The sequence below is a fragment of the Bradyrhizobium sp. SZCCHNS30572 genome, assembly GCF_032484415.1.
In the GTDB taxonomy this organism is placed as follows: domain Bacteria; phylum Pseudomonadota; class Alphaproteobacteria; order Rhizobiales; family Xanthobacteraceae; genus Bradyrhizobium.
The window spans coordinates 91,709-111,699 of the sequence record NZ_JAUESY010000009.1; the positions used below are offsets into that span (position 1 = coordinate 91,709).

Annotated in this window: 24 protein-coding genes and 1 tRNA gene; 11 read left to right on the top strand and 14 right to left on the bottom strand. The window is 66.2% G+C overall.

Annotation, left to right across the window (positions count from 1 at the left end; genetic code table 11):
* Nucleotides 1-98 precede the first annotated feature (98 nt).
* Nucleotides 99-860 (bottom strand): SIR2 family NAD-dependent protein deacylase, encoded by a 762-nt coding sequence (locus QX048_RS25460; protein WP_316173688.1) that lies wholly within the window; start codon nucleotides 858-860, stop codon nucleotides 99-101.
* 368 nt (nucleotides 861-1,228) lie between these two features.
* Here QX048_RS25460 and QX048_RS25465 point away from each other — a divergent pair, with 368 nt between their 5' ends.
* The gene (locus QX048_RS25465) at nucleotides 1,229-1,393 is read left to right on the top strand and encodes a hypothetical protein (RefSeq protein ID WP_315712073.1); all 165 of its coding nucleotides are present in this window, start codon (nucleotides 1,229-1,231) and stop codon (nucleotides 1,391-1,393) included.
* A gap of 62 nt (nucleotides 1,394-1,455) precedes the next feature.
* On the opposite strand, the gene QX048_RS25470 is transcribed toward QX048_RS25465, so the two are convergent.
* Complete coding sequence (locus QX048_RS25470) at nucleotides 1,456-1,746, bottom strand: hypothetical protein (RefSeq protein WP_316191238.1); 291 nt, start codon at nucleotides 1,744-1,746, stop codon at nucleotides 1,456-1,458.
* Nucleotides 1,747-1,879: 133 nt separating this feature from the next.
* Here QX048_RS25470 and QX048_RS25475 point away from each other — a divergent pair, with 133 nt between their 5' ends.
* Nucleotides 1,880-2,029, top strand: coding sequence for a hypothetical protein (locus tag QX048_RS25475; protein WP_315712075.1), 150 nt, complete (start codon nucleotides 1,880-1,882; stop codon nucleotides 2,027-2,029).
* Between the two features lie 467 nt (nucleotides 2,030-2,496).
* Here QX048_RS25475 and QX048_RS25480 read toward each other — a convergent pair whose 3' ends face one another.
* A complete protein-coding gene (locus tag QX048_RS25480; protein ID WP_172109121.1) occupies nucleotides 2,497-2,799 on the bottom strand; it encodes an HU family DNA-binding protein in 303 nt (100 codons plus the stop codon).
* A gap of 590 nt (nucleotides 2,800-3,389) precedes the next feature.
* On the opposite strand from QX048_RS25480, the gene QX048_RS25485 reads away from it, so the two are divergent.
* Nucleotides 3,390-3,842, top strand: a complete 453-nt coding sequence (locus tag QX048_RS25485) for a VOC family protein (RefSeq protein WP_315712076.1) — start codon at nucleotides 3,390-3,392, stop codon at nucleotides 3,840-3,842.
* Nucleotides 3,843-4,109: 267 nt separating this feature from the next.
* Nucleotides 4,110-4,751 carry a glutathione S-transferase family protein gene (locus tag QX048_RS25490; protein WP_315712077.1) on the top strand — a complete coding sequence of 214 codons (642 nt, stop codon included), beginning with the start codon at nucleotides 4,110-4,112 and terminating at the stop codon, nucleotides 4,749-4,751.
* Nucleotides 4,752-4,756: 5 nt separating this feature from the next.
* On the opposite strand, the gene QX048_RS25495 is transcribed toward QX048_RS25490, so the two are convergent.
* The 4 genes from QX048_RS25495 to QX048_RS25510 form a co-directional block, all read right to left on the bottom strand.
* Nucleotides 4,757-5,026: a porin gene (locus QX048_RS25495; protein WP_316191237.1), complete on the bottom strand. Its 270-nt coding sequence runs from the start codon at nucleotides 5,024-5,026 to the stop codon at nucleotides 4,757-4,759.
* A gap of 44 nt (nucleotides 5,027-5,070) precedes the next feature.
* A complete protein-coding gene (locus tag QX048_RS25500; protein WP_315826902.1) occupies nucleotides 5,071-5,328 on the bottom strand; it encodes a PilZ domain-containing protein in 258 nt (85 codons plus the stop codon).
* 167 nt (nucleotides 5,329-5,495) lie between these two features.
* A tRNA-Glu gene (locus QX048_RS25505) sits at nucleotides 5,496-5,570 on the bottom strand.
* Between the two features lie 213 nt (nucleotides 5,571-5,783).
* Nucleotides 5,784-6,116 carry a Rieske 2Fe-2S domain-containing protein gene (locus tag QX048_RS25510; protein WP_316191236.1) on the bottom strand — a complete coding sequence of 111 codons (333 nt, stop codon included), beginning with the start codon at nucleotides 6,114-6,116 and terminating at the stop codon, nucleotides 5,784-5,786.
* A gap of 215 nt (nucleotides 6,117-6,331) precedes the next feature.
* Between QX048_RS25510 and QX048_RS25515 the strand changes: the two genes are divergently transcribed.
* Nucleotides 6,332-7,084, top strand: a complete 753-nt coding sequence (locus tag QX048_RS25515) for a hypothetical protein (protein ID WP_316191235.1) — start codon at nucleotides 6,332-6,334, stop codon at nucleotides 7,082-7,084.
* Between the two features lie 274 nt (nucleotides 7,085-7,358).
* On the opposite strand, the gene QX048_RS25520 is transcribed toward QX048_RS25515, so the two are convergent.
* From QX048_RS25520 to QX048_RS25535, 4 genes are all read right to left on the bottom strand, one after another.
* Complete coding sequence (locus QX048_RS25520) at nucleotides 7,359-7,577, bottom strand: hypothetical protein (protein WP_315751642.1); 219 nt, start codon at nucleotides 7,575-7,577, stop codon at nucleotides 7,359-7,361.
* 78 nt (nucleotides 7,578-7,655) lie between these two features.
* Nucleotides 7,656-8,234, bottom strand: a complete 579-nt coding sequence (locus tag QX048_RS25525; RefSeq protein ID WP_315712084.1) for a hemerythrin domain-containing protein — start codon at nucleotides 8,232-8,234, stop codon at nucleotides 7,656-7,658.
* Between the two features lie 140 nt (nucleotides 8,235-8,374).
* Nucleotides 8,375-9,604, bottom strand: a complete 1,230-nt coding sequence (hemA, locus tag QX048_RS25530) for a 5-aminolevulinate synthase (RefSeq protein WP_315712085.1) — start codon at nucleotides 9,602-9,604, stop codon at nucleotides 8,375-8,377.
* A gap of 185 nt (nucleotides 9,605-9,789) precedes the next feature.
* Entirely contained in the window at nucleotides 9,790-10,938 is a 1,149-nt protein-coding gene (locus QX048_RS25535) for a PLP-dependent cysteine synthase family protein (protein WP_315712086.1), read from the bottom strand.
* Between the two features lie 778 nt (nucleotides 10,939-11,716).
* Between QX048_RS25535 and QX048_RS25540 the strand changes: the two genes are divergently transcribed.
* The 3 genes from QX048_RS25540 to QX048_RS25550 all read left to right on the top strand — a co-directional run bounded on the left by QX048_RS25540 (nucleotide 11,717) and on the right by QX048_RS25550 (nucleotide 14,778).
* A complete protein-coding gene (locus tag QX048_RS25540) occupies nucleotides 11,717-12,745 on the top strand; it encodes a PrsW family intramembrane metalloprotease (RefSeq protein WP_316200762.1) in 1,029 nt (342 codons plus the stop codon).
* A 129-nt stretch (nucleotides 12,746-12,874) separates the two neighbouring features.
* On the top strand, nucleotides 12,875-13,462 hold the full coding sequence (locus QX048_RS25545; RefSeq protein WP_315712090.1) for an HdeD family acid-resistance protein: 588 nt from the start codon (nucleotides 12,875-12,877) through the stop codon (nucleotides 13,460-13,462).
* A gap of 230 nt (nucleotides 13,463-13,692) precedes the next feature.
* A complete protein-coding gene (locus QX048_RS25550) occupies nucleotides 13,693-14,778 on the top strand; it encodes a 3-deoxy-7-phosphoheptulonate synthase (RefSeq protein WP_315826900.1) in 1,086 nt (361 codons plus the stop codon).
* Nucleotides 14,779-14,827: 49 nt separating this feature from the next.
* Here the strand turns inward: QX048_RS25550 and QX048_RS25555 are convergent, their stop codons facing one another.
* Genes QX048_RS25555 through epmA form a run of 3 tightly spaced genes read right to left on the bottom strand, consistent with a single transcriptional unit; the run spans nucleotide 14,828 to nucleotide 17,262 of the window.
* A complete protein-coding gene (locus QX048_RS25555) occupies nucleotides 14,828-15,085 on the bottom strand; it encodes a hypothetical protein (protein ID WP_315712092.1) in 258 nt (85 codons plus the stop codon).
* A gap of 36 nt (nucleotides 15,086-15,121) precedes the next feature.
* A complete protein-coding gene (locus QX048_RS25560) occupies nucleotides 15,122-16,216 on the bottom strand; it encodes a lysine-2,3-aminomutase-like protein (RefSeq protein WP_315826899.1) in 1,095 nt (364 codons plus the stop codon).
* Complete coding sequence (gene epmA, locus QX048_RS25565) at nucleotides 16,213-17,262, bottom strand: EF-P lysine aminoacylase EpmA (protein ID WP_315751647.1); 1,050 nt, start codon at nucleotides 17,260-17,262, stop codon at nucleotides 16,213-16,215. Before epmA ends, QX048_RS25560 begins: the two co-directional genes overlap by 4 nt.
* A 138-nt stretch (nucleotides 17,263-17,400) precedes the next feature.
* Here epmA and efp point away from each other — a divergent pair, with 138 nt between their 5' ends.
* From efp to QX048_RS25580, 3 genes are all read left to right on the top strand, one after another.
* Nucleotides 17,401-17,967 carry an elongation factor P gene (efp, locus tag QX048_RS25570; RefSeq protein ID WP_315712097.1) on the top strand — a complete coding sequence of 189 codons (567 nt, stop codon included), beginning with the start codon at nucleotides 17,401-17,403 and terminating at the stop codon, nucleotides 17,965-17,967.
* Nucleotides 17,968-18,006: 39 nt separating this feature from the next.
* Nucleotides 18,007-19,623: a M23 family peptidase gene (locus QX048_RS25575; RefSeq protein ID WP_315826898.1), complete on the top strand. Its 1,617-nt coding sequence runs from the start codon at nucleotides 18,007-18,009 to the stop codon at nucleotides 19,621-19,623.
* A 61-nt stretch (nucleotides 19,624-19,684) separates the two neighbouring features.
* Nucleotides 19,685-19,948 (top strand): hypothetical protein, encoded by a 264-nt coding sequence (locus QX048_RS25580; protein ID WP_315712100.1) that lies wholly within the window; start codon nucleotides 19,685-19,687, stop codon nucleotides 19,946-19,948.
* The last annotated feature ends 43 nt before the right edge of the window (nucleotides 19,949-19,991 follow it).

Sequence of the window (19,991 nt, forward strand, 5' to 3'; positions counted from 1 at the left end):
GAATCAAAGATAACATTCCCTCGTGCCGCGCATAGATAAAAATCGGTTTCAGTGAGGCATATGAACAGAGATGCCGACAAAAATGCATCAATTTCCGTTCAATTACGGACGAACGATCCGAGTACTTCGCCGATGTCGTGGTGGATAACGAGGTCTGCAACGTCGTCCTGATCGGTCGGTTCCCGGTTGATGATCACGAGTTGCGCGCCAGCCCGCTTTGCCATCAATGGAAAGCCCGCGGCCGGCCACACAACCAGCGACGAGCCGATCGCGACGAACAGATCGCAGTGCTGCGCGAGTTCGCTGGCACGCTGCATTTCATGCTCGGGCATCGACTGACCAAAGGATACCGTCGCGGTCTTCACCGGCTCCGCGCATTCGGGGCAATCCGGCGCGGCACCGTCGGCCTCGAAGCGCTCGCGCACCCAGTTGAGCTCATAGCGCTGCCCGCATCCGATGCATCGCGCGTAGGTGGTGTTGCCGTGCAGCTCGATGACGTGATCCGGGGCGAAACCGGAGTCCTGGTGCAGGTTGTCGATGTTCTGAGTGATGACGGCCGGAATTTTCCCCGCACGGTAGAGCGACGAAAGCGCCAGGTGGCCGCGGCCGGGCCGCGCCGCGGCAAACGTCCCCTGCATCGCGAAGCGCCGCCGCCAAGCCTCGTCCCGCGCCTCCTGGCTGGCGACGAATTCGTCGAAATGGATCGGCCGGTTGCGCGTCCATAGACCGCCGGGAGAACGGAAATCCGGAATGCCCGTCTCGGTCGATATTCCAGCACCGGTGAAGGGGACGATCACCCGCGCCGCAGCGATCATGTCTCCCAGGCGGTTCACCCCGTCGTGCAGATCGGATGCAATCATCAGCGGCGGCCCCGAACCATGAAACCTCGCATCATCATCGTCCTCCCTTCATAGCACGGCAAGCTGGCTCCCGCCTCTGAGCGTGGCCGGCCCCGGCTGTGTCGTTGCGTCACTCCGCATCCGCCGGAACCAGTCGTGAACGACGCAACTGCAAGCGAAACGAGTCGGATTGTTCCGTGTCTACCGGAAGACGTAGGCGTTGCTCGCCCACCGTCCCCAGCAAAACGCGCGAGCCGCCCGCAGCCGGCGCCGAGCGTCCGCAATCACGCCCCAATCGGACATCCACATCGCGCCAGCGATTCGCCAGGAAGTTTGTCACGCGTCTCAGGGCGAGGCTCGCCGGATAGCGACCGGAGCAGAGAGGATCCGTGAGGCAGAACGAGACGCAGGACGACCGCCGCGCGAAGGAGCGCGCCGACATCACCGCAAGGATTGCACGGTTCAAGTCGACCCAGGAGAAGTTCGCGCGCGAACGCGAGGAATATGCCCGCTTGGCGTGGAAGAAGGCGCAGCGCGGCGAGGCCGCGGAATAGCAGGGATGAAAAAAGAGCCCGGAGGCTTTCGCCATCCGGGCTCTCCTTTTCACGACCGGCGCTTACCAGTGATGACGCCAGTGGTGGTAGCGATGATAGTACGGTCCGCCGTAATAGGCATACGGCCCGGGCGCGTAGACGTAACGCGGGCCGTAGTCGTAGTACCCGTAGCCGTAGCCCGGACCATAGTAATACGGGTGCGAGGCCGCGATCGCGCCGGCGGTCAACGCTCCCGCCGCGAGGCCGAATGCGAGACCCGGGCCGATGCCGCGCGCCTGTGCCGGTGCGGGTGCCGCGAGTGCGGTGATGGCGACGGCGCCCGCGGTCGCCAGAACAGCCAATGTCTTTCTCATGATCGAATGTCCTCCAATTCCCATGCGTCCAAACAACGCAGATGCGGGGGAGTTGGTTGCAGCCCGGCTCACCGCCGCGCGCGTTGGAACCGTGACCGTCGCCACACGTTCACCGCCATGAGGGAAATCCGCGATGGCATCCTGGCTGGAACTTCTGTTCAACATCATCGGCTATGGCGGATTCGTCGTGCTTGCGTCCTGTCATCCCAGGACCGAGGCGGCCGGTGCGGCGCCTGAAATAGCAGCGGACGACGGAGCGGATCTGACCGGCGAGCGCCGCTGAAGCCGAGCTTTGCGGGCGAGCGCCGGGCCTTCATCCACAGCCGATCCAACGCTTATCCACAGCTCCTCGCCTGGGCCCTTCGGATCGCGGATCAACGGCTTGCTGCGCCATATCCACCGGCTTCTCCCCAGCGCGCGCGACGGCGCTCCCGCGCAGGCCGGAGGGCGTACGGGCCGGTCAATGTTCCCGCAAAGACCGTTGAACCTTCCTGCACCTCCCCGAGACACATCAGTACTGGGGATTTCAGGGCCCAGTTTCGAGGGTGGCGCCACGCGACGAAGATATTCCGTCGCGCTGGCGCTGCTGTCGTTTTTCGGGCCCCCGCGGTGCCAACCTTCGCGGTCCGGGGACGTCGGCGCTTCGGCGACCGCAACGCTCAGCCGCGCTGCAACCCCACAGCCCGCAACGAAAAAGGCCTCCTTTTCAGGAGGCCTCTGACGTGATCACGACCGTGACTGACGGTCAGATCAGGCAACCGCGTCCTTGGCGGCCTTGACCGGGCGGGCGCGCACGATCTTGCGGGCCGGCTTGGCCTTGAACATCATCTCTTCGCCGGTGAAGGGGTTGGTGCCCTTGCGCGCCTTCACGGCGGGCTTCTTGACGACGACGAACTTGGCGAAGCCCGGCACCAGGAACACGCCGTTCTTCTTCAGCTCCTTGTGGCCGACGTCGGTGAGCGTCTCCATGACGTTCTTGACGTCGCGCTTGGACAGCTCGGTCGAGGTCGCAATCTTCTCGATCAGTTGCGACTTGGAAAGTTGGGTAGCCATCGTATCTCCTTGTGATTGATACCGGTGAATGACGTGACGACTGCGCGGCTATCAGCGCATTGCTGCGCAGACTGGTCGGGGCTTTCTGGCTGCATTGCACAGCCGGGACTTCAGTCGTCTAGTGGCGTATCACCCCGCGATTTTCGGGATTCTCCTGCATTTCAAGGGGCCCCGAAGCACCCACAGCGGCGCCAAAATTCCAACGGAGCGCGCAGAAGTCAAGCTGCGATGGCGATCGAACGGAGCAAGCGATTCATTTTCCCCTATATTTCCAGGCATTTTCGACGGTGCTGCGTGATTTTGGCCGCACATTGCAGGCGAAACATGCTGAAATCCCTGCATGCGGTCGCATCGCGCTCGTCCATCCATGCCGCGAATCACTGCCAAAACAGCGATTCGCTGGCATACGGAGGGGCTCTCGCAACACCGCGCAGCCCCGTCGAATGCGTCGTCGCGCGCACCGCACATCCGAGCGAGCCGGCGCCGCCGCAGCATCAGGCTCGATACACGGGCGGGCGAATTGCTGCTATGGATCGGCGTCCGCAGGCGGCCGTTGACCATCCGCTTCGAGTTCAGGGAGAGAAGACACGATGCGTTATCTCCACACCATGCTGCGCGTGCGCAATCTCGACGCCGCGCTCAAATTCTATTCCGATGCGCTCGGCCTCAAGGAGGTGCGCCGGATCGACAACGACAAGGGTCGCTTCACACTGGTGTTTCTCTGCGCACCCGAAGATGAATACCTGCTGAAGAGCCTGCCGCCGACGCGTGGCGCCCCGCTGGTCGAGCTCACCTACAATTGGGACGAGGAGAGCTATGGCGAGGACCGCTTCTTCGGCCATCTCGCCTATGAGGTCGACGACATCTACGCCACCTGCGACCGGCTGATGAAGCTCGGCATTACCATCAACCGGCCGCCGCGCGACGGCAACATGGCCTTCATCCGCTCGCCCGATCTGCACTCGATCGAGCTGTTGCAGAAGGGCGAGCCGAAGGCGCCGGCCGAGCCCTGGCTGTCGATGCCGAACACCGGACATTGGTGAGTCATTCGCCTTCATGATCAAGCCGGAACATCGTGGCCACCCTCGCGTTGTCGCTCCGATTGATGGAGAGGATACGAGGAGGCCGAGATGGGTCGAGGACTTCTATTGTGGTTGTTGGGCGTGCCGATTCCGGTGATCATTCTGCTCTGGCTGTTCTTCGGCCACTGATCGCCGCGAACGATGCGTTCGTCGGAAAAGCCCCGCTTCGAGCGGGGCTTTTTGCGTAACATGCGCTAATGATGACGCTCGCCCAGAGAGGAGCCGAACGTGTCCGCCGACGACAGACTGACGATCTGGGGCCGCCCCAATTCGGTGAACGTGCAGAAGGTGCTGTGGTGTCTCGCCGAGCTCGATGTCGCTTATGACCGTATCGACGCGGGCATGCAGTACGGCCGCAACAACGAGGCGGACTATCTCGCAATGAATCCGAACGGCCGCATCCCGACGCTGGTCGATGGCGATTTCGTGCTGTGGGAGAGCAACGCGATCATGCGCTATCTCTGCCTCGCTTATGGCGACGGCACGCCGCTTTATCCAACGACGCCACAGCACCGCGCCGCGGTGGAGCGCTGGCTGGACTGGACGCTGTCGACGGTGCAGCCGATCGAGCGTCCGCTGTTCTGGGGCTTGGTGCGAACGCCGCCGGAGCAGCGCGACATGGCCGCCTTGCAGAAGGCGGCCGACGACGCCGCGGCGATGTGGCGCATCCTCGACGCGCATCTGACCACGCGCAGCCACGTCGAGGCCGAGCATTTCACGCTCGCCGACATTGCGCTTGGCGCCTATGCCCGGCGCTGGTTCGGAGTCGAAGGTGTCGTCAAGCCGGAGCTGCCGAGCCTCGCGCGCTGGTACGGACAGATCGCGCAACGCCCGGCCTTCATCCGCCACATCGCGCCGCCGCTGTCGTGAGCACCTCAGCGGCTGGTCGAGGTGCCCATCTCGACGCGCAGGGCGCCGCCGACCTTCACGCAGGTATCGGTTCCCTCGACGCGTACGAAGTTGGCGCCGTAGGACGCGCAGGGATTGCTGATGGCGGCGCCTGAACGGGGTGCGGCCTTATTCGGTCCAGCCGCCTTCGGCCCGGGAAGCGATGGCGCAAGAAGCGACGACCCCGGCGAGCCAGCGGCTGCCACGGTCACGGCGGCGAGCACCGCGAGGACGCCCAGGATGAGAGATCGACACATGCCGCTTGTTAGCGCGTCTGCCGCAGCGAAGCGACACCGGCCGTCTATTTGCCGATGAACTTGACGCCGACCGAGGCGCCGCGGCGCCACACCACCCGGCACTGGCGGCCCGTTCTTGCGTCGCGCGCGAAGGCGAGCCGGATGGTCGCCGGCAGCGCCGCCGCGTCCTGCAGGGTCAGCTTGGCGCCGGCGCTGGAAATGTCCTGAACCAGGCAATGGCGCACGGCGAACCCGCCATCCAGCGTGATCCACGCCGGCTGCTTCATCGATTTGCGGGCTTCCCGCTTCTTGGGCGCGGCCATCATCCTGCTCCTGCTCGCCCGTTGCAGTACGGCAAGGACCCTAATGGACGGTTGACCGGACCCCCGAACTGCACGTGCGATTCATGGCTGCAGAACCTCGCGCCAACCGCGTCTCGGCGCAAACCGTCCGTTTCAAGATCGGAGATGGAAGGAAAGCCGGCGCGGAGTGGCGCTCCCTAGCGGAATCGAACCGCTCTCTCCACCGTGAAAGGGTGGCGTCCTGACCGATAGACGAAGGGAGCAATACGCACGATGCCAGAGGGCACGAGGCCCCGGTGCCATCGCCGCTTGCACGTTTCGGTAAAACCTTCAGCAAATCAGCCGCTTGAGGCGATGATCTGCGAGGTCGGCTGAACCACCGACGGTGATTCCGTGCCGCGCGCCGAACGTATAGAGGCGTTTCGCCGGCCGGGCAAGCCACCCCGTGGCGGTGTTTCCGGTCTCTTCCCGCGTGCTCAACGCGCTGCAAACAGCGGAGCAATACCGTCCGTGTCGATGGAGACCACGCCGTCCTCGACCTTGACCGGATATAGCGCCAGCGCGCTCTCCGGCGGGCGGAGCGGCGTACCGGTGAAAGCATCCCACGTCCAATTGTGCACGGGGCAACTGAGCACGCGGCCGTCGAAGCCGGCCTCCTCCATCGGCGCCGCCGTGTGCGGGCAGACGCCCTGGAACGCTTTGAGCTCGCCATTGTCGGGCCAGGCAAGGATGATGAGCTGGGCGTCGGCGATGACGAGGCGCATGCCGCCTTCGTCGATGGTGTCGGCCTTGCAGACGCGGGTGAACATTCGCTGGCCTCGTGCTCCATTGCGACCCATCGCAATCGAAGGACCACGAGCAAAACTCGTTCCGCGGACCGCGCTGTGGCCGCGAGCCCGACAAGACCAAGCCTGACAAGACCATGGCACCCTTCTTGCTGCCCTTCCCGGCATCTCTCGTCGAACGAGCCATCGTGTCGCAAAGGCGACAGACCGCTCGGCGGCGAGTTGCGGCGGAGTGCGACATGACCGACATGACCGAGCTGAGAACACGCAAGGAGCCGCTCAATCTCGCCATCGTGCATGTCGATCCCGACGCCTTCATCGCCAACCTCATAGCTTGGCTCGAGATCACCGCCTTCATCAAGGCGCAGCGCGCCGGCGAGGCCGCGGTGCCTGCCGACGGCAAGACACCCGCATTGTCGGCGGCGCAATTGCAGAACGGCGGCGTCCACGAGGTCGGCAACGACGCGCTGTTCGCCTTCGCGATGACGGCGTCGCTGAAGGGCGACAAGGCCGCGGTCGACAAGGTCGAGACCGCCTTGCTCGACGGCATGGGCAAGGATTTTCCCGGCTCGTTCGCGCTGTGGCACTTCCGCGCCACGATCGATGCGCCGACCACGCTCGACGATTTCGTCGGCCAGGCCGGCAAGAAGATGCTGACAGGCGATCTGCCGCCACCGCCGCTGCGCGCCAAGGAATATTGGAGCGCCGGACTGCGCTTCTTCGAGAAGGCGCGCAAGTCGAACTTCGTCCACGAGATCATGTATCCGCTGGCGAAATGGACGCGGGCGCGCTGGACCGAGACGGCGGAGAAAGGCGTCGCCTTTCTGCATCACATCGAGGACAACGTCCCGGTGCTGCGCGAGGTGCTGGAGGAGCCGCGCAACGACCAGGCGTTCATCGCCAATGTCCTGCTGAAGCTCGCGCCTGCCGTCGATATGGAGTTGAACGAGGAATATCAGGGCTTCCTACGCTCGCTGGCGCGGCGCAACTGACGCAAGGGTGCGGTGTCAATTCCAGCTGACCCGCCCACGCAAAAAGGCCGGCGGGCGTTACGCCGCCGGCCTCTTGTCGCGACTGCCGGCTCCGGCCGTCCGGTTCCGTCGCATTCCTGGGGTATGCGAACAGGGTCGCGCGATCTGGTTAATGATAGGTTAACGCACGTATACCGGAATAACCACGATCATGAACTACAACCATGATCCGGGGTTTGCGTTCCGGCCATGAACCAGCGCGGGGACCATCGAGCGGCGAGATCGGACAAGACCGTCAGCTCAGTTGCAAGGCGCGCTTCGTCTCACGGCGCAGCGCCTGCTCCTGGCAACCCGACAGCCGGACGAGTTCCTGGGGATACATGTCATAGCCGTGGCTACCAAAGGCACTCTGCTGCGCCATCGGGACCTGCGCAGGCGTTCGGGCCGCATCTGCCCCTGCCCCTGCATTCGACGAACCTCGGACCGGATCGAGCCCAGTGTTCAAAGCGGCCATAGCCAGCTCCGCGAAAGAGTGCCTGCCCCGCTGGAACTATAGTCCACCGGTCGCGGGGCGCAATTGGGCAAAACGCCATCAACCGGCGGTGGCGCGCGCCTGCTCCGCCTCCTGTTCCCAGCGCAGGATGGTCCGCTCGAGATTGTGGAATTTCTCGGCGACGTCGCCGTCGAACAGCGGGTCCTTGCGGTCCGACATGCGGGCGTCGATATCGGCCCAATCCTCCGCCTGAAGGGCGCGCAGCGCCGCGGGAAACAGCAGGGTCTCCTCCTTGCGCAGATGCTCGCGTTGGCTGTCGATGAACTCATGCACGGCGGCGTGGAAGCTCTCGCGCAGGATCTCCTGGTCCGACAGCACCGCGTTCACGGCGTCGGCAAAGCCGCGCAGCCGCTGCGCCTCGGTCTCGTGCTCGTCGTCGACGTCGCCATAGGCTGCGGCCGCGGCAGGGTCGCGTTCGCGCAGCTTGCCGAAGATCATCTCCTCCTTGGGATGATGACAGCGCTGCGGATAGTCCTCGAAATAGGCGATGATGCTCTGCAGGATGTCGTAGTCCGGCCGCCGATTGTGATCGAACAGCTCCAATTCGTGCTCGAGCACCGAGAGAAGCTTCTCGAGATTCTCGTGCTCCTGCAGCAGCGCTTCGATGATCCTTGCCATGGCCGCCCTCGCCTGTGCGCCGGCTGGGCCTTGCCGAACCGGCATTTTCCCTGAACGCAACAGACTACGCCCGCGCGAGCGCGGGCGGCATTGCGGCAGATCAAACTGACAGACCGATGTGACAGGTCAGCGGAAACGGCTCACTCCGCGGCCAGCGCCTGCGGCGCCCGCGCAAGGCCGAGCCGGTCCCAGACGTCGACCAGCGCCTCGGCCAGGGCGTCGATCAGGCCGTCATCATGGTAAGGCGATGGCGTGATGCGCAGCCGCTCCAGGCCGCGCGGCACGGTCGGATAGTTGATCGGCTGGATGTAGATGCCGTGCTCGGACAACAGCAGGTCGGACGCCGTCTTGCACTTCTCGGGATCGCCGACATGCACCGGCACGATGTGGGTGTCGGACGGCATGACCGGCAGCCCGGAGGCGTTCAGCACGGCCTTGAGCCGCGCCGCCCGGTCCTGGTGCCGGTCACGCTCCCACTGCGAGGTCTTGAGATGGCGGATCGCGGCGGTCGCGGCGGCGCAAACCGGCGGCGGCAAGGCTGTGGTGAAGATGAAGCCCGGCGCATAGGAGCGGACGGCGTCGATCAGATTGGCATTGGCGGCAATGTAGCCGCCGAGGCAGCCGAAGGCCTTGGCGAGCGTGCCCTCGAGGATGTCGATGCGGGCCATCGCGCCGTCGCGCTCGGCGATGCCGCCGCCGCGCGGGCCGTACATGCCGACCGCATGGACCTCGTCGACGTATGTGAGCGCGCCATAACGCTCGGCGAGATCGCAGATCCGGTGCAAGGGCGCGACATCCCCATCCATCGAATACAGGCTCTCGCAGACGATCAGCTTGGGACGGTCGGGATCGGCCGCCCGCAGCAGCTCTTCGAGATGGGCGAGGTCGTTGTGCCGCCAGACCTGCTTCTCGCTCCCGGCCTTGCGGACGCCCTCGATCATCGAATTGTGGTTGAGCGCGTCCGACAGCAGCAGGCAGTTCGGCAGCAGTTTCGCGATGGTCGAGATGCCGGTCTCGTTGGAGACGTAGCCCGAGGTGAACACCAGCGCCGCTTCCTTGCCGTGGAGATCGGCAAGCTCGCGCTCGAGCTCGATCAGCGGATGGTTGGTGCCGGCGATGTTGCGGGTGCCGCCGGCGCCGGTGCCCATGCGCGCGGCAACGTCGACCATGGCGCCGATCACCTTCGGATGCTGGCCCATGCCAAGATAGTCATTGGAGCACCAGATCACGACATCCTTCGGCCCCTCCGGCGAATGCCAGATCGCGCGGGGGAAGCGGCCGGCGAGGCGCTCCAGATCGGCGAAGACGCGATAGCGCCGTTCCTGGTGCAACTGGTCGAGGGCACGGTCGAAATAGCTGTCGTAGTTCATCACCTGATCCGTCCTTCCCCTGCTCGCGTCCCGAACCTGCGTTCCGGCGCGCCCTTGGAGGCCTGTTCGGGGTCGGACCAAAGCGCAATCCGTCGCGTCCTTCGTTGATCCAGATCAGGGATCGCGCACGATGCCGGGCATCCGGATGCCGCTCGCCGCGGTCCGCGACGCCCCCCCGGAGGCGTTCAGGCGCGCAGCGGGTTCTCCGCATCGGCAACCTCGAGCCGCAGCGGCGCACCGGTGTCGAGGAAGGCGGACAGAGCTGCCTCGTACGGCGCGGGGTCGAGACCGCGCGCGGAGAGCCATTGCGGCTCGTAATAGGTTTGGCGATAGCGCTCCCCGGAATCGCAGATCAGCGTGACCAGTGAGCCGCTCTGTCCATCCTGCCGCATCTCGGCCGCCAGCCGGCACAGCGCCAGGAAGTTGGTCCCGGTCGAGCCGCCGACCGGCCGGCGCAGCCGCCGCGTCAGGACGTTCATCGCCGCGACCGAGGCGGCATCCGGCACCTTCATCATGCGATCCACGACCCCCGGCACGAAGGATGGCTCGCAGCGCGGACGGCCGACGCCCTCGATCAGCGACGGCCGTTCGCACGTCCGGGCGCTGTCGCCGTTGCAGAAGGCGTCGAAGAAGGCCGAATGCTCGACATCGGCGACGCACAGCCGCGTCGGATGCCGGCGGTAGCGCAGATAGCGGCCGATCGTCGCCGACGTGCCGCCGGTGCCCGCGCCCATCACGATCCATTCCGGGAGCGGACGGCGCTCGCCCTGCAACTGGTTGAAGATCGACTCGGCGATGTTGTTGTTGCCGCGCCAGTCGGTAGCGCGCTCGGCGAAGGTGAACTGGTCCATGTAATGGCCGCCGAGCCGGCTCGCGAGCGCGGCCGCCTCGGCATAGAGAAACCGGCCGTCATCGATGAGATGGCAATTGCCGCCGTAATGCGTGATCGCGGCGATCTTCTCTTCCGAGGTGGTGCGCGGCATCACCGCGTAGAACGGCACGCCGATCATCTGCGCGAAATAGGCTTCCGATACCGCTGTCGACCCGGAGGAGGCCTCGACCACGGGCGTGCCTTCCCGGATGTGGCCGTTGCAAAGCGCATAGAGAAACAGCGATCGAGCCAGCCGATGCTTGAGGCTCCCGGTCGGGTGGGTCGATTCGTCCTTCAGGTAGATGTCGATGCCGGCGAGCGCGGGCACGATCAGCCGGATCAAGTGCGTGTCGGCGGTCCGGCACTGGTCGGCCTCGATGGCCGCCACGGCGTCGTCGACCCAGCCACGGCGATAGCGTGGACCACAGGCTCTGTCGGAAGCTGACCAAGACGGCGAATTCATCGCGGCAACCGACCATGATCCCTTCGCCGCATCAAGCCCGCCCGGCCGCCCATGCCGAGCAAGCTGGGGGCAAATGGCAGTTCGGCGCCGGCTGCCGCGCCTTGGCACCGCAACGGAGCGAAAGGGCTTCGCGTTTGCGCCAGCGAAAAACGCTCGCATCGCTTGCAACTCATGGAATGCACGCGCGAATTTCGGAAGAATTTTTGAATGACGGCGAGAATGGTCAAATATTTGCACGCTTTTGCGGCCAAGCTGGGCATCATCGAATGGCACGACCGAGTCGAGCCTGCATCACGGGCGACCCAAGCCTGCTCCGAGGGGCACCATGAGAGTTCTTTCGATTGTTCTGGTTGCGTGCGCGATCAGTCAGGCCGCTTTCGCTGAAGGTCTGGAATGCCGGCGTGTGGCCGACCCGACACCACGATTGAGCTGCGTGGAAACGCCGACGACCGCCCAGGCGCCAACCACCTCCCGCACCGACGCCTGGACCCCGGTCGAACCGCGCCAGGAGGCCCCGGTGCGCGGCGGCGATGCGACGGCGCCGAGAGCCTCCCGGCCCCGTTGAGACCAGCCGGGCGGCAGCCGACGGCGGCTGCACTCGGCCCTGCAGCGGTCCCTCCCCCAATCGAGCCCCCGGACGGGGTTCTTTCCCTTGAAGGGCGGCTCATTCTGCCGACATGTAGATCTTGCCGTGCGGCCACGGACCGATGTCAAATCCATTCTCCGCGCGGGTGGTGGAGGGTCGGTTCGGCCCCGCCGCATTGGATGATCGGAGACCATGGCTTACTTGCCATCGCAAATGAACCTTCTCGAAGCCCTCGCGACCGTGATCGGCACCGCCGCGATCGCGCCCGCGCTGCTGATCCTCTGGCTGGTGGTCGCCGCCGGTGACAATTCAGGCCCTCCGCTCAAGATCTGGACCGCCTTCCTGCTCGGGGCGGCCAGCGTGCTCCTGCTCGGCATTATCAGGACGCCGTTCCAGCATGTCGGGCTGACATTGGAGAATCCCTGGATCGCCCAGGCGGTCCGGGCCCTTTTTGGCGTCGCCTTGCCGGAAGAGCTCGCCAAGGTCGCGGTGATCGCCGCGCTGTGGTCGCGGCGCCGGCAGGTCGGCAATGCCATGGACACGGTATTCTACGGTGCCGCCGTCGGGCTCGGCTTCGCGGCTTACGAGAACTTGGCTTATCTCGTCCAGCATGCCGAGATGTGGCGCTCGCTGGCGGTGCTGCGCAGCGTGCTCACCGTGCCGTTTCATGGCGCGCTCGGCATCATTGCCGGTGCCTATCTCGCGATCGCCCGCACCAGTACGGCGCTTGGCGCCAACCGCCACAATCGCGAAGGGGCGCGGCTGTCGAGCTGGGCGCTGGTGCTGGCCGCACCCGTGATGCTGCATGCGGCCTTCGACTATCCATTGCTGTTGCTGCAGCGGGCATCGACCCTCGACACCGCCGCGCGCCTCTGGCTCGGCGGCATCAGCGTGCTGATCGGGTTCTCGTCGATCGCCCTTGCCGTGCGGCTGGTGCGCCGGGTCGCCCATCACCACACGCCGCGCACCGAGGTGGCGCGGGCAAGGCTGAGCCAGCTGCGCAGGATGTGGGCGCTGCTCCTGCTCGGCGGCGCCGCCGGCTTCGTCGGGCTCGGATTCGTGCTGACCTCCATCCGGCATTGGCTGCTCAACCCTGACCGCAATGTCGCCGCGGTTCTGGTTCCCCTCGGTCTCACCGCGATCATCATCGGGATGGCCCTTCTGATTGTCACAACGACGATCTATGTTTTCGGTCGCAACCGGATTCGGACGACGGCATAATCCCGGCATCGCGGGGCCGGCAGAGCAACCAAATGCGCATTGCGCGCTTGTCCGGGCCGCAGGTCCTCACCATGTGCGTGGGCAGGCGGCCGCGGCGTTAAGCGCGTGAGCTTGCCCGGAGTGACGATCATGACCCTTCCCCAGGATACGATTCCGCCCGAGCTCGAGCGCATGAAGTCGCAGATGGGCGCAGCCGTGCGCGCGCATTGGAAGGCCTTCCTGATCGAGGGCATCCTGCTCGCCGTTCTCGGCCTGCTCGCGATGATCCTCACCCCGCTGGCAAGCCTCGCGGTCACGATCTTCCTCGGCTGGATGTTCCTGATCTCGGGCATCGCGGGACTCGCGCTCACCTTCTGGGCCCGCGGCATGCCCGGCTTCTGGTGGTCGCTGTTGTCGGCAGTGCTCGCCATCGTCGCCGGAGTCATCCTGGTGGCGCAGCCGGTCCAGGGGACGGTGACGCTAACGATCGTGATCGGCGTCTATTTTCTCGCAGAAGGCGTCGCCACCATCATGTATGCGCTGGAGCACCGCCGCGAGCTGTCCGGGCGCTGGTCGTGGCTGGCAATCTCGGGCGTGGTCGACATCGCGATCGCCGGCATCATCATTTCCGGTCTGCCCGGCACGGCGTTGTGGGCGATCGGTCTGCTGGTCGGCATCAACCTGCTGTTCGGCGGGCTGTCGATGATCGGCATGGCGCTCGCCGCGCGCAACGGTTGACGCCGGAGGGCTCGATTTTCGGGATGACAAGCGGCCGCGCGGCCGCTATAGGATGGGCATGATCAACGCCGCCACCAGCTTTTATTGGTACTTTAGCTACGACAGCTCGCTGGCGGCGGGAGGATCGCGCTCAATCTGACACATTGCAGCAAGATATCCGAACGAGCCGCCAGACCTGGCGGCTTTTTTATTGCCGGCAGGTGCCCACCCAAGAGACCCAGGAGCCCGCTGTGCTGAGCACAACAGACGATCTTCGTATCAAGGAAATCAAGGAATTGAGCCTGCCGGCGGAGGTGATGGGTGAAATCCCCCGCACCCTCACCGCCACCCGTGTGGTGATGGCCGCGCGCAATGCGATCCACGCTATCCTGACCGGCAGCGACGACCGCCTGCTGGTCATCGTCGGCCCCTGCTCCATCCACGATCCCGACGCGGCGATCGACTATGCCGGCCGCCTCGCCGCCTTGCGCGAACGCCTCGCCGACCGCCTCGAAATCGTGATGCGGGTCTATTTCGAGAAGCCGCGCACGACCGTCGGCTGGAAAGGCCTGATCAACGATCCCGGCCTCGACAATTCCTTCGATATCAACAAGGGCCTGCGGCTCGCGCGCAGCGTGCTGTCCGCCGTCAACAATCTCGGCCTGCCGGCGGGATGCGAATTCCTCGACATGACGACGCCGCAGTACATCGCCGACCTCGTCGCCTGGGCCGCGATCGGCGCGCGCACCACCGAGAGCCAGATCCACCGCGAGCTGGCCTCCGGCCTGTCGTGCCCGGTCGGCTTCAAGAACGGCACCGACGGCAACATCCGCATCGCCGCTGATGCGGTCAAATCCGCGGCCCACCCGCACCATTTCATGGCGGTGACCAAGGGCGGCCGTTCGGGGATTGCGGCCACAACCGGCAACGAGGACTGCCACATCATCCTGCGCGGCGGCAGCGGCCCCAATTACGACGCCGCCCATGTCGAGCAGGCCGCGGCCGAGCTGATCAAGTCCGGACTGCCGGCGCGGCTGATGATCGACACCAGCCATGCTAATTCGAGCAAGAAGCCGGAGAACCAGCCGCTGGTCGCCGCCGACGTCGGCCGCCAGCTCGCCGCAGGCGAGCAGCGCATCATGGGCGTGATGATCGAGAGTCACCTCATCGCGGGACGCCAGGACGTCAAGCCGGGCGTGGCACTGACCTACGGCCAGAGCATCACCGACGGCTGTATCGGCTGGGACACGACGGTGGAGGTGCTGGAGCAGCTCGCCGAAGCCGTCGCCGCCCGGCGTGCGGCGCTTCGCAACTCCCCGCGTGAGCGCTCGGCGTAACACTCACGACCGATCAAGCGGCGCGCGTCGGGCGCGCCGCAGATCGCGCTCAGCAGCCGCGGCAGATGCCCTTGATCTTGCGATCGAGCTCGCGGTCTTCCTTGGTCGTGCCGCTCATCGAATTGTCCTCGGCCTGCTCGGCCTTCGGCAGGTCGCTGGGGCGCACCTGACGATGGCCGACCGGCGCCTGCGGCGGCATGCCGCTCTTCGATCCGGTGCCGGCGGAGGAGCCGCTGCCGCTCTGCGCCAGCGCGATGCCATCGGTGACGGCCATCAGGAGCCCCATCGCGATCGCAAATTTCTTCATGTTGCTCCTCCGTGTCAGCGGAATCGGCAGGACACTTCATCCCGCGGCGGGCGGATAGAGGTGCGCCTCACCGCAATAGTCAATCACACGATAGCGCGTTTGCGCAGCTGCCGCATGATCCTGCTCAACAGTTTCATCCGCAGTGAGGTATTGCGGCCCCACTGGCGCCTTGCCGTAGCCGCCGGGAATGTCGAGCACGTAGTCGGGCTGGCACAGGCCGGACACCCGGCCGCGTAGCGTTCGAATCAGCGCCTGCCCTTGCGCCAGCGTGGTGCGCAGATGCGCCGTGCCCGGCGCGAGGTCGCCATGGTGCAGGTAATACGGCTTGATGCGGGTCTCCACGAAGCCGCGCATCAGCGCCTCCAGGGTCGCCGCGTCATCATTGACGCCGCGCAGCAGCACCGACTGGCTGACCATGGGAATGCCGGCATCGATCAGCCGCGCGCAGGCCGCGCGCACCGGCGGACTCAATTCGCGCGGATGATTGGCATGCAGCGCGATCCAGGTCGTTGCGCCCGGCGCCTTCAGCGCGTCAACCAGCGCCGGCGTGATGCGCTGGGGATCGGCGACCGGCAAACGGGTGTGGATACGGACGATCCTGACGTGATCGATGCCGGCGAGATCGGCCATGATCTCCTTCAGCCGCCGCGGCGACAGCATCAGCGGATCGCCGCCGGTGAGGATCACCTCCCAGATCTCGTCATGTGCGCGGATGTAGTCGAGCGCCGCGCGATAGGCCTCCTCCGACAGCGCATTGTCCTTGCCGGGCCCGACCATCTCGCGACGGAAGCAGAAGCGGCAATAGACCGCGCAGACATGCACCAGCTTGAGCAGCACCCGATCGGGATAGCGGTGCACGATGCCCGGCACCGGCGCATGCGAATCGTCGCCGATCGGATCGCCGCGCTCGCCAGGCGCGGCCTTCAGCTCATCCGTGCTGGGCACGAACTGGCGCGCAATCGGATCATTCGGATCGTCGACGTCGATCAGGTCGGCGAGATGCGTCGTCACCGCCACGGCATAGCGCTGCGCCACGCGCGCCAGCGCCGGCTGGTCCGCCGCGTCAGCCAAGCCCTGCGCGACGAGATCCTCGGCGCTGCGCAACGTGGTCGGACGTTCGATCCTGTTCATCGCTCACCTGCCGGCGGCGTCCACACCACCTGATCGATCCTGGTGGCGCCGGCCGCCAGCATCACCAGGCGGTCGAAGCCGAGCGCCACGCCGCTCGCCTGCGGCATCGCGGCCACGGCGGCGAGGAAGTCCTCGTCGAGCGGATAGCGCTCGCCATAGCGGCGCTCCTTCTCGGCCATCTCCTGCTCGAAGCGGCGGCGCTGCTCGGCGGCGTCGGTGAGCTCGCCGAAGCCGTTGGCGAGCTCGACGCCGCAGGCATAGACCTCGAACCGCTCGGCGACGCGGGGGTCGGCCGCCACCCGCGCCAGCGCGGCCTCCGGCGCCGGATATTCATGGAGCACCGTGAGCCGACCCTGCCCGAGATGCGGCTCGACATGCTCGACCAGCACCTTGCTGAACAGGTCCGACCAGGTGTCGTCGTCGCTGATCCGGATCTTGCCGGCGGCGGCCTGGGCCAGCGCCCCACGGTCGCCCGCACCGTCGCGGATGGTCGCGAGCAGGTCGATCCCGGCATGGCGCGCGAACGCGCCGGCAACCGTCAGCAGCTCTGGCTCGGCGAAGGGATCCGCGGTGCGGCCACGGAAGGCGAACCGCCGGATTCCGGTCGCCTGAGCCGCATGGGCGATCACCACGACCGTGTCGGCCATGATCGCGTCGTAGGGCACCTCCGCCCGATACCATTCCAGCATGGTGAATTCCGGCAGATGCAGGTCGCCGCGCTCGCGGTCGCGGAACACGCGGGCGAACTCGAAGATCCGCCGCTCCCCGGCCGCCAGCAGCTTCTTGCAGGCGAATTCCGGCGAGGTCCGAAAATACCGCCGGTGCCGGGTCCCGTCCGGCGCCGTCAGGTCGGTGCGCGGTGCGTGCAGATGGGTCTCGTTGCCCGGCGACACCTGCAGGATGCCGGTCTCGACCTCGGTAAACCCCTGCTCGTCGAACCAGGCCCGCAACGCCCTGGTGATGGCGGTCCGGGCGAGCAGGAACGGCCTGACATCGGCGTGCCGCTGCGGCGACCACCACGGCGAAGGCGCGGGCTCCCGGGACATCAGGAGGTCGCCCGTTCGGGCCGCAAAAGACTGGCAACCCCGGACAAAATCAGTATGTTGCCGCCCGAAACCGCATTCCGCGTCGCGTGGCGCCCCGGCTTTGTCCGGCGCCCCCTTTTCAGTGTCAGGAAAACAGCTTTGAAAGTCATCGCCAGCTCTATTCGCAAGGGTAACGTCATTGAGCAAGATGGAAAGCTCTATGTCGTCGTGACCGCCGAGAACATCCATCCCGGCAAGGGCACCCCGGTCAGCCAGATCGAAATGCGCCGAATCAGCGACGGCGTGAAGATCTCCGAGCGCTTCAAGACCACCGACCAGGTCGAGAAGGCGACGATCGAGGAGCGCAACTTCACGTACCTCTACGAGGATGCCGACGGCTTCCACTTCATGAACCCGGAGACCTACGACCAGGTCCAGGTGCCGAAGGACGTGGTCGGCAACCAGGCCGCCTATCTCCAGGAGAACATGACGGTCAAGCTGTCGATGCACGACGTGGTCCCGGTGGCGATCACGCTGCCGCAGCGCGTCACGCTCGAGGTCGTCGAGACCGAGCCGGTCACCAAGGGCCAGACCGCGTCGTCATCCTACAAGCCGGCGGTGCTCTCCAACGGCGTTCGCACCGGCGTGCCGGCGCACATCACGGTCGGCACCCGCATCGTCGTCATGACCGAGGACGGCTCCTACTGCGAGCGCGCCAAGGACTGAGGCATCTCGAGGATCTGACGCCGGGGGGCGCGGGGGGATTTGGGGGCACGGGTCATCACACTCATCGCCGCCCTGGCGGCGATCATCACGCTGGCCGCGCCGTCCACGACGCGCGCGGCCGATGACTTTGCTCCGCCCGCCCTCACCATCAACCGCGCCGACTGGCGCGCGGCGCTGGAGCAGCTCCGCTCCGAACTCAACGCGGCGCCCGAGGTCGCTGCCGACTTCGCTCTGTCCGCGCACCGGAGCAGCGTTTCGGCCGGCGATGCGCGGCGCAGGCCCGCGCTGGTCCAGCTCAACGGCGTGACCTCGACCATCTTCACGGGGATCGGACGCAGTCCGGTCCCTGTTTTGCTGCCGTTCGACGCCACGTCTTATCTCGCTGCGCGCCGCAGCGCCGCCATCGCGGCGCGCGATCTGCCGCGCTATCAGGCCGACTTCCAGACCGACCTGTTCGATGCCGGCCCGTCCGGCTACGACGCCGTGTTCTCGCTGCCGCCGGAGATGACCTCCGGCCTTCCGCCGCGCGTCTTCGCAAAGCCGGTCGAGATCCAGATCACCGGCTCGCTCCTCACCTACGAGGTCGCCGATCCCGCCGGCGGCAAGGGCGAAGGCGTCAAGGCGCTGTCAGCGCAATATCCCGATCTGCGCCGCTTCATCCGCGAGGGCTATGTCCGCTACGCCTTCACGCGTTTCGGCGTGCCCTATGTGGTCTCGATCCAGTGCCTGGACAGCGCGCCGCGGCCGCGCCGGCTCGCCTGCCGCGAGGCCTATCCCATCGCCGAGCGCTTCCTCAAGGCGCTCCGCATCGCCGGCGGGCAGCCGTCGCGAATCCCGCCGGAGATCGCGCCGCTCGCCGCCGAGCGCCCGCTCACACTGGATGCCGATTTCACCTATCGGCCTGTTGGCGACATCGTCGCCAACAGCGGCGGCCGCGGCCGGAGCGGGCGGGCCGACCGCACCGTCTATTCGCAGATCCGCTATCCGCTGGATGCGCCGGCCTATGTGCATTCGCAGTCGTTCGGCCGCCGGCGCGCGAGCGATAAATTCGACCAGCCATGGAGCCAGTATCCCTGGCGCGACAATTTCTGCGAGGCGCGCAGCTTCAACGTCGGCCAGTGCGCCAGCGGCTTCGGCCATCAGGGCCAGGATCTCAGGCCGGGCGCCTGCCCGGTGCGCCGCGACGGCGCCGACGGCTGCAACCCGTGGCGGCAGCGCGTGCTCGCCGTGCGCGACGGCGTCGTGATCCGCTCGACCCGGCAGCAGGCCGTGACGGTGCAGGTCAACAGCGGCACCGAGCACATCCGCTTCCGCTACATGCACATGAACCCCGCGGCGATGGATGCCGACGGCCTGCTCAACGGCCGCAGCCTTCGCGAGGGCGAGCCGATCGGCGTGGTCTCGAACTATCTCGACCATCCCAACGGCACCACGCGCCATTTGCATTTCGACGTCCAGTTGTTCACGCGCGACGGCTGGATCTGGGTCAATCCCTACGTGACGCTGATCACAGCCTATGAGCGCCTGATCGGCGGCCGTGGCCGCGAGGTCGGGCTGGAGGAGATCGCCGCGTCGCCGCCGTCGACGACCGGCGCACTCGGATCGTCACCGCTCGGACCAGCGGCCGACGCCGCCGCAGGGCGCGACCGGAACTGATCGCCGGCGGGCCCGGAACCGAGACCCACCGCTCCGGGTTGTCTGGTCAGGAGGATCGCAGATGATGACAGCCAACCCGCATCGCAGAGCCGGACCAGCGCTCGTTTCAACCGCGATTGCGCTGCTCTGCGTGGGCGCGCTGACGATGCTGGTGCGCGACCGCTGGCATCCGCCGGAAATCAAGTCCGCCGAGGCGGCACGGCATTCGATGACCGGCCAGGTCGCCCGCGCCGCCGGCGCGCGCGTGATGCCGACCGACCCCAGCCTCGCGGTCGAGCCGAAGCCGGAAGGTCCCCAGCGGGCGCAGCCGGCGAATCCGTTTTGAGCGCAGCCCCCTTGCTGATCAGTTCGAGCTGACTGCAAGCGGC

Bases quoted from the DNA above. Each gene is read 5' to 3' on its own strand.
- QX048_RS25460 (WP_316173688.1), bottom strand. From the start codon at position 860: ATGATTGCATCCGATCTGCACGACGGGGTGAACCGCCTGGGAGACATG.
- QX048_RS25470 (WP_316191238.1), bottom strand. From the start codon at position 1,746: ATGAGAAAGACATTGGCTGTTCTGGCGACCGCGGGCGCCGTCGCCATC.
- QX048_RS25475 (WP_315712075.1), top strand. From the start codon at position 1,880: ATGGCATCCTGGCTGGAACTTCTGTTCAACATCATCGGCTATGGCGGA.
- QX048_RS25480 (WP_172109121.1), bottom strand. From the start codon at position 2,799: ATGGCTACCCAACTTTCCAAGTCGCAACTGATCGAGAAGATTGCGACC.
- QX048_RS25485 (WP_315712076.1), top strand. From the start codon at position 3,390: ATGCGTTATCTCCACACCATGCTGCGCGTGCGCAATCTCGACGCCGCG.
- QX048_RS25495 (WP_316191237.1), bottom strand. From the start codon at position 5,026: ATGTGTCGATCTCTCATCCTGGGCGTCCTCGCGGTGCTCGCCGCCGTG.
- QX048_RS25500 (WP_315826902.1), bottom strand. From the start codon at position 5,328: ATGGCCGCGCCCAAGAAGCGGGAAGCCCGCAAATCGATGAAGCAGCCG.
- QX048_RS25510 (WP_316191236.1), bottom strand. From the start codon at position 6,116: ATGTTCACCCGCGTCTGCAAGGCCGACACCATCGACGAAGGCGGCATG.
- QX048_RS25515 (WP_316191235.1), top strand. From the start codon at position 6,332: ATGACCGACATGACCGAGCTGAGAACACGCAAGGAGCCGCTCAATCTC.
- QX048_RS25520 (WP_315751642.1), bottom strand. From the start codon at position 7,577: ATGGCCGCTTTGAACACTGGGCTCGATCCGGTCCGAGGTTCGTCGAAT.
- QX048_RS25525 (WP_315712084.1), bottom strand. From the start codon at position 8,234: ATGGCAAGGATCATCGAAGCGCTGCTGCAGGAGCACGAGAATCTCGAG.
- hemA (WP_315712085.1), bottom strand. From the start codon at position 9,604: ATGAACTACGACAGCTATTTCGACCGTGCCCTCGACCAGTTGCACCAG.
- QX048_RS25535 (WP_315712086.1), bottom strand. From the start codon at position 10,938: ATGAATTCGCCGTCTTGGTCAGCTTCCGACAGAGCCTGTGGTCCACGC.
- QX048_RS25540 (WP_316200762.1), top strand. From the start codon at position 11,717: ATGGCTTACTTGCCATCGCAAATGAACCTTCTCGAAGCCCTCGCGACC.
- QX048_RS25545 (WP_315712090.1), top strand. From the start codon at position 12,875: ATGACCCTTCCCCAGGATACGATTCCGCCCGAGCTCGAGCGCATGAAG.
- QX048_RS25555 (WP_315712092.1), bottom strand. From the start codon at position 15,085: ATGAAGAAATTTGCGATCGCGATGGGGCTCCTGATGGCCGTCACCGAT.
- QX048_RS25560 (WP_315826899.1), bottom strand. From the start codon at position 16,216: ATGAACAGGATCGAACGTCCGACCACGTTGCGCAGCGCCGAGGATCTC.
- epmA (WP_315751647.1), bottom strand. From the start codon at position 17,262: ATGTCCCGGGAGCCCGCGCCTTCGCCGTGGTGGTCGCCGCAGCGGCAC.
- QX048_RS25580 (WP_315712100.1), top strand. From the start codon at position 19,685: ATGATGACAGCCAACCCGCATCGCAGAGCCGGACCAGCGCTCGTTTCA.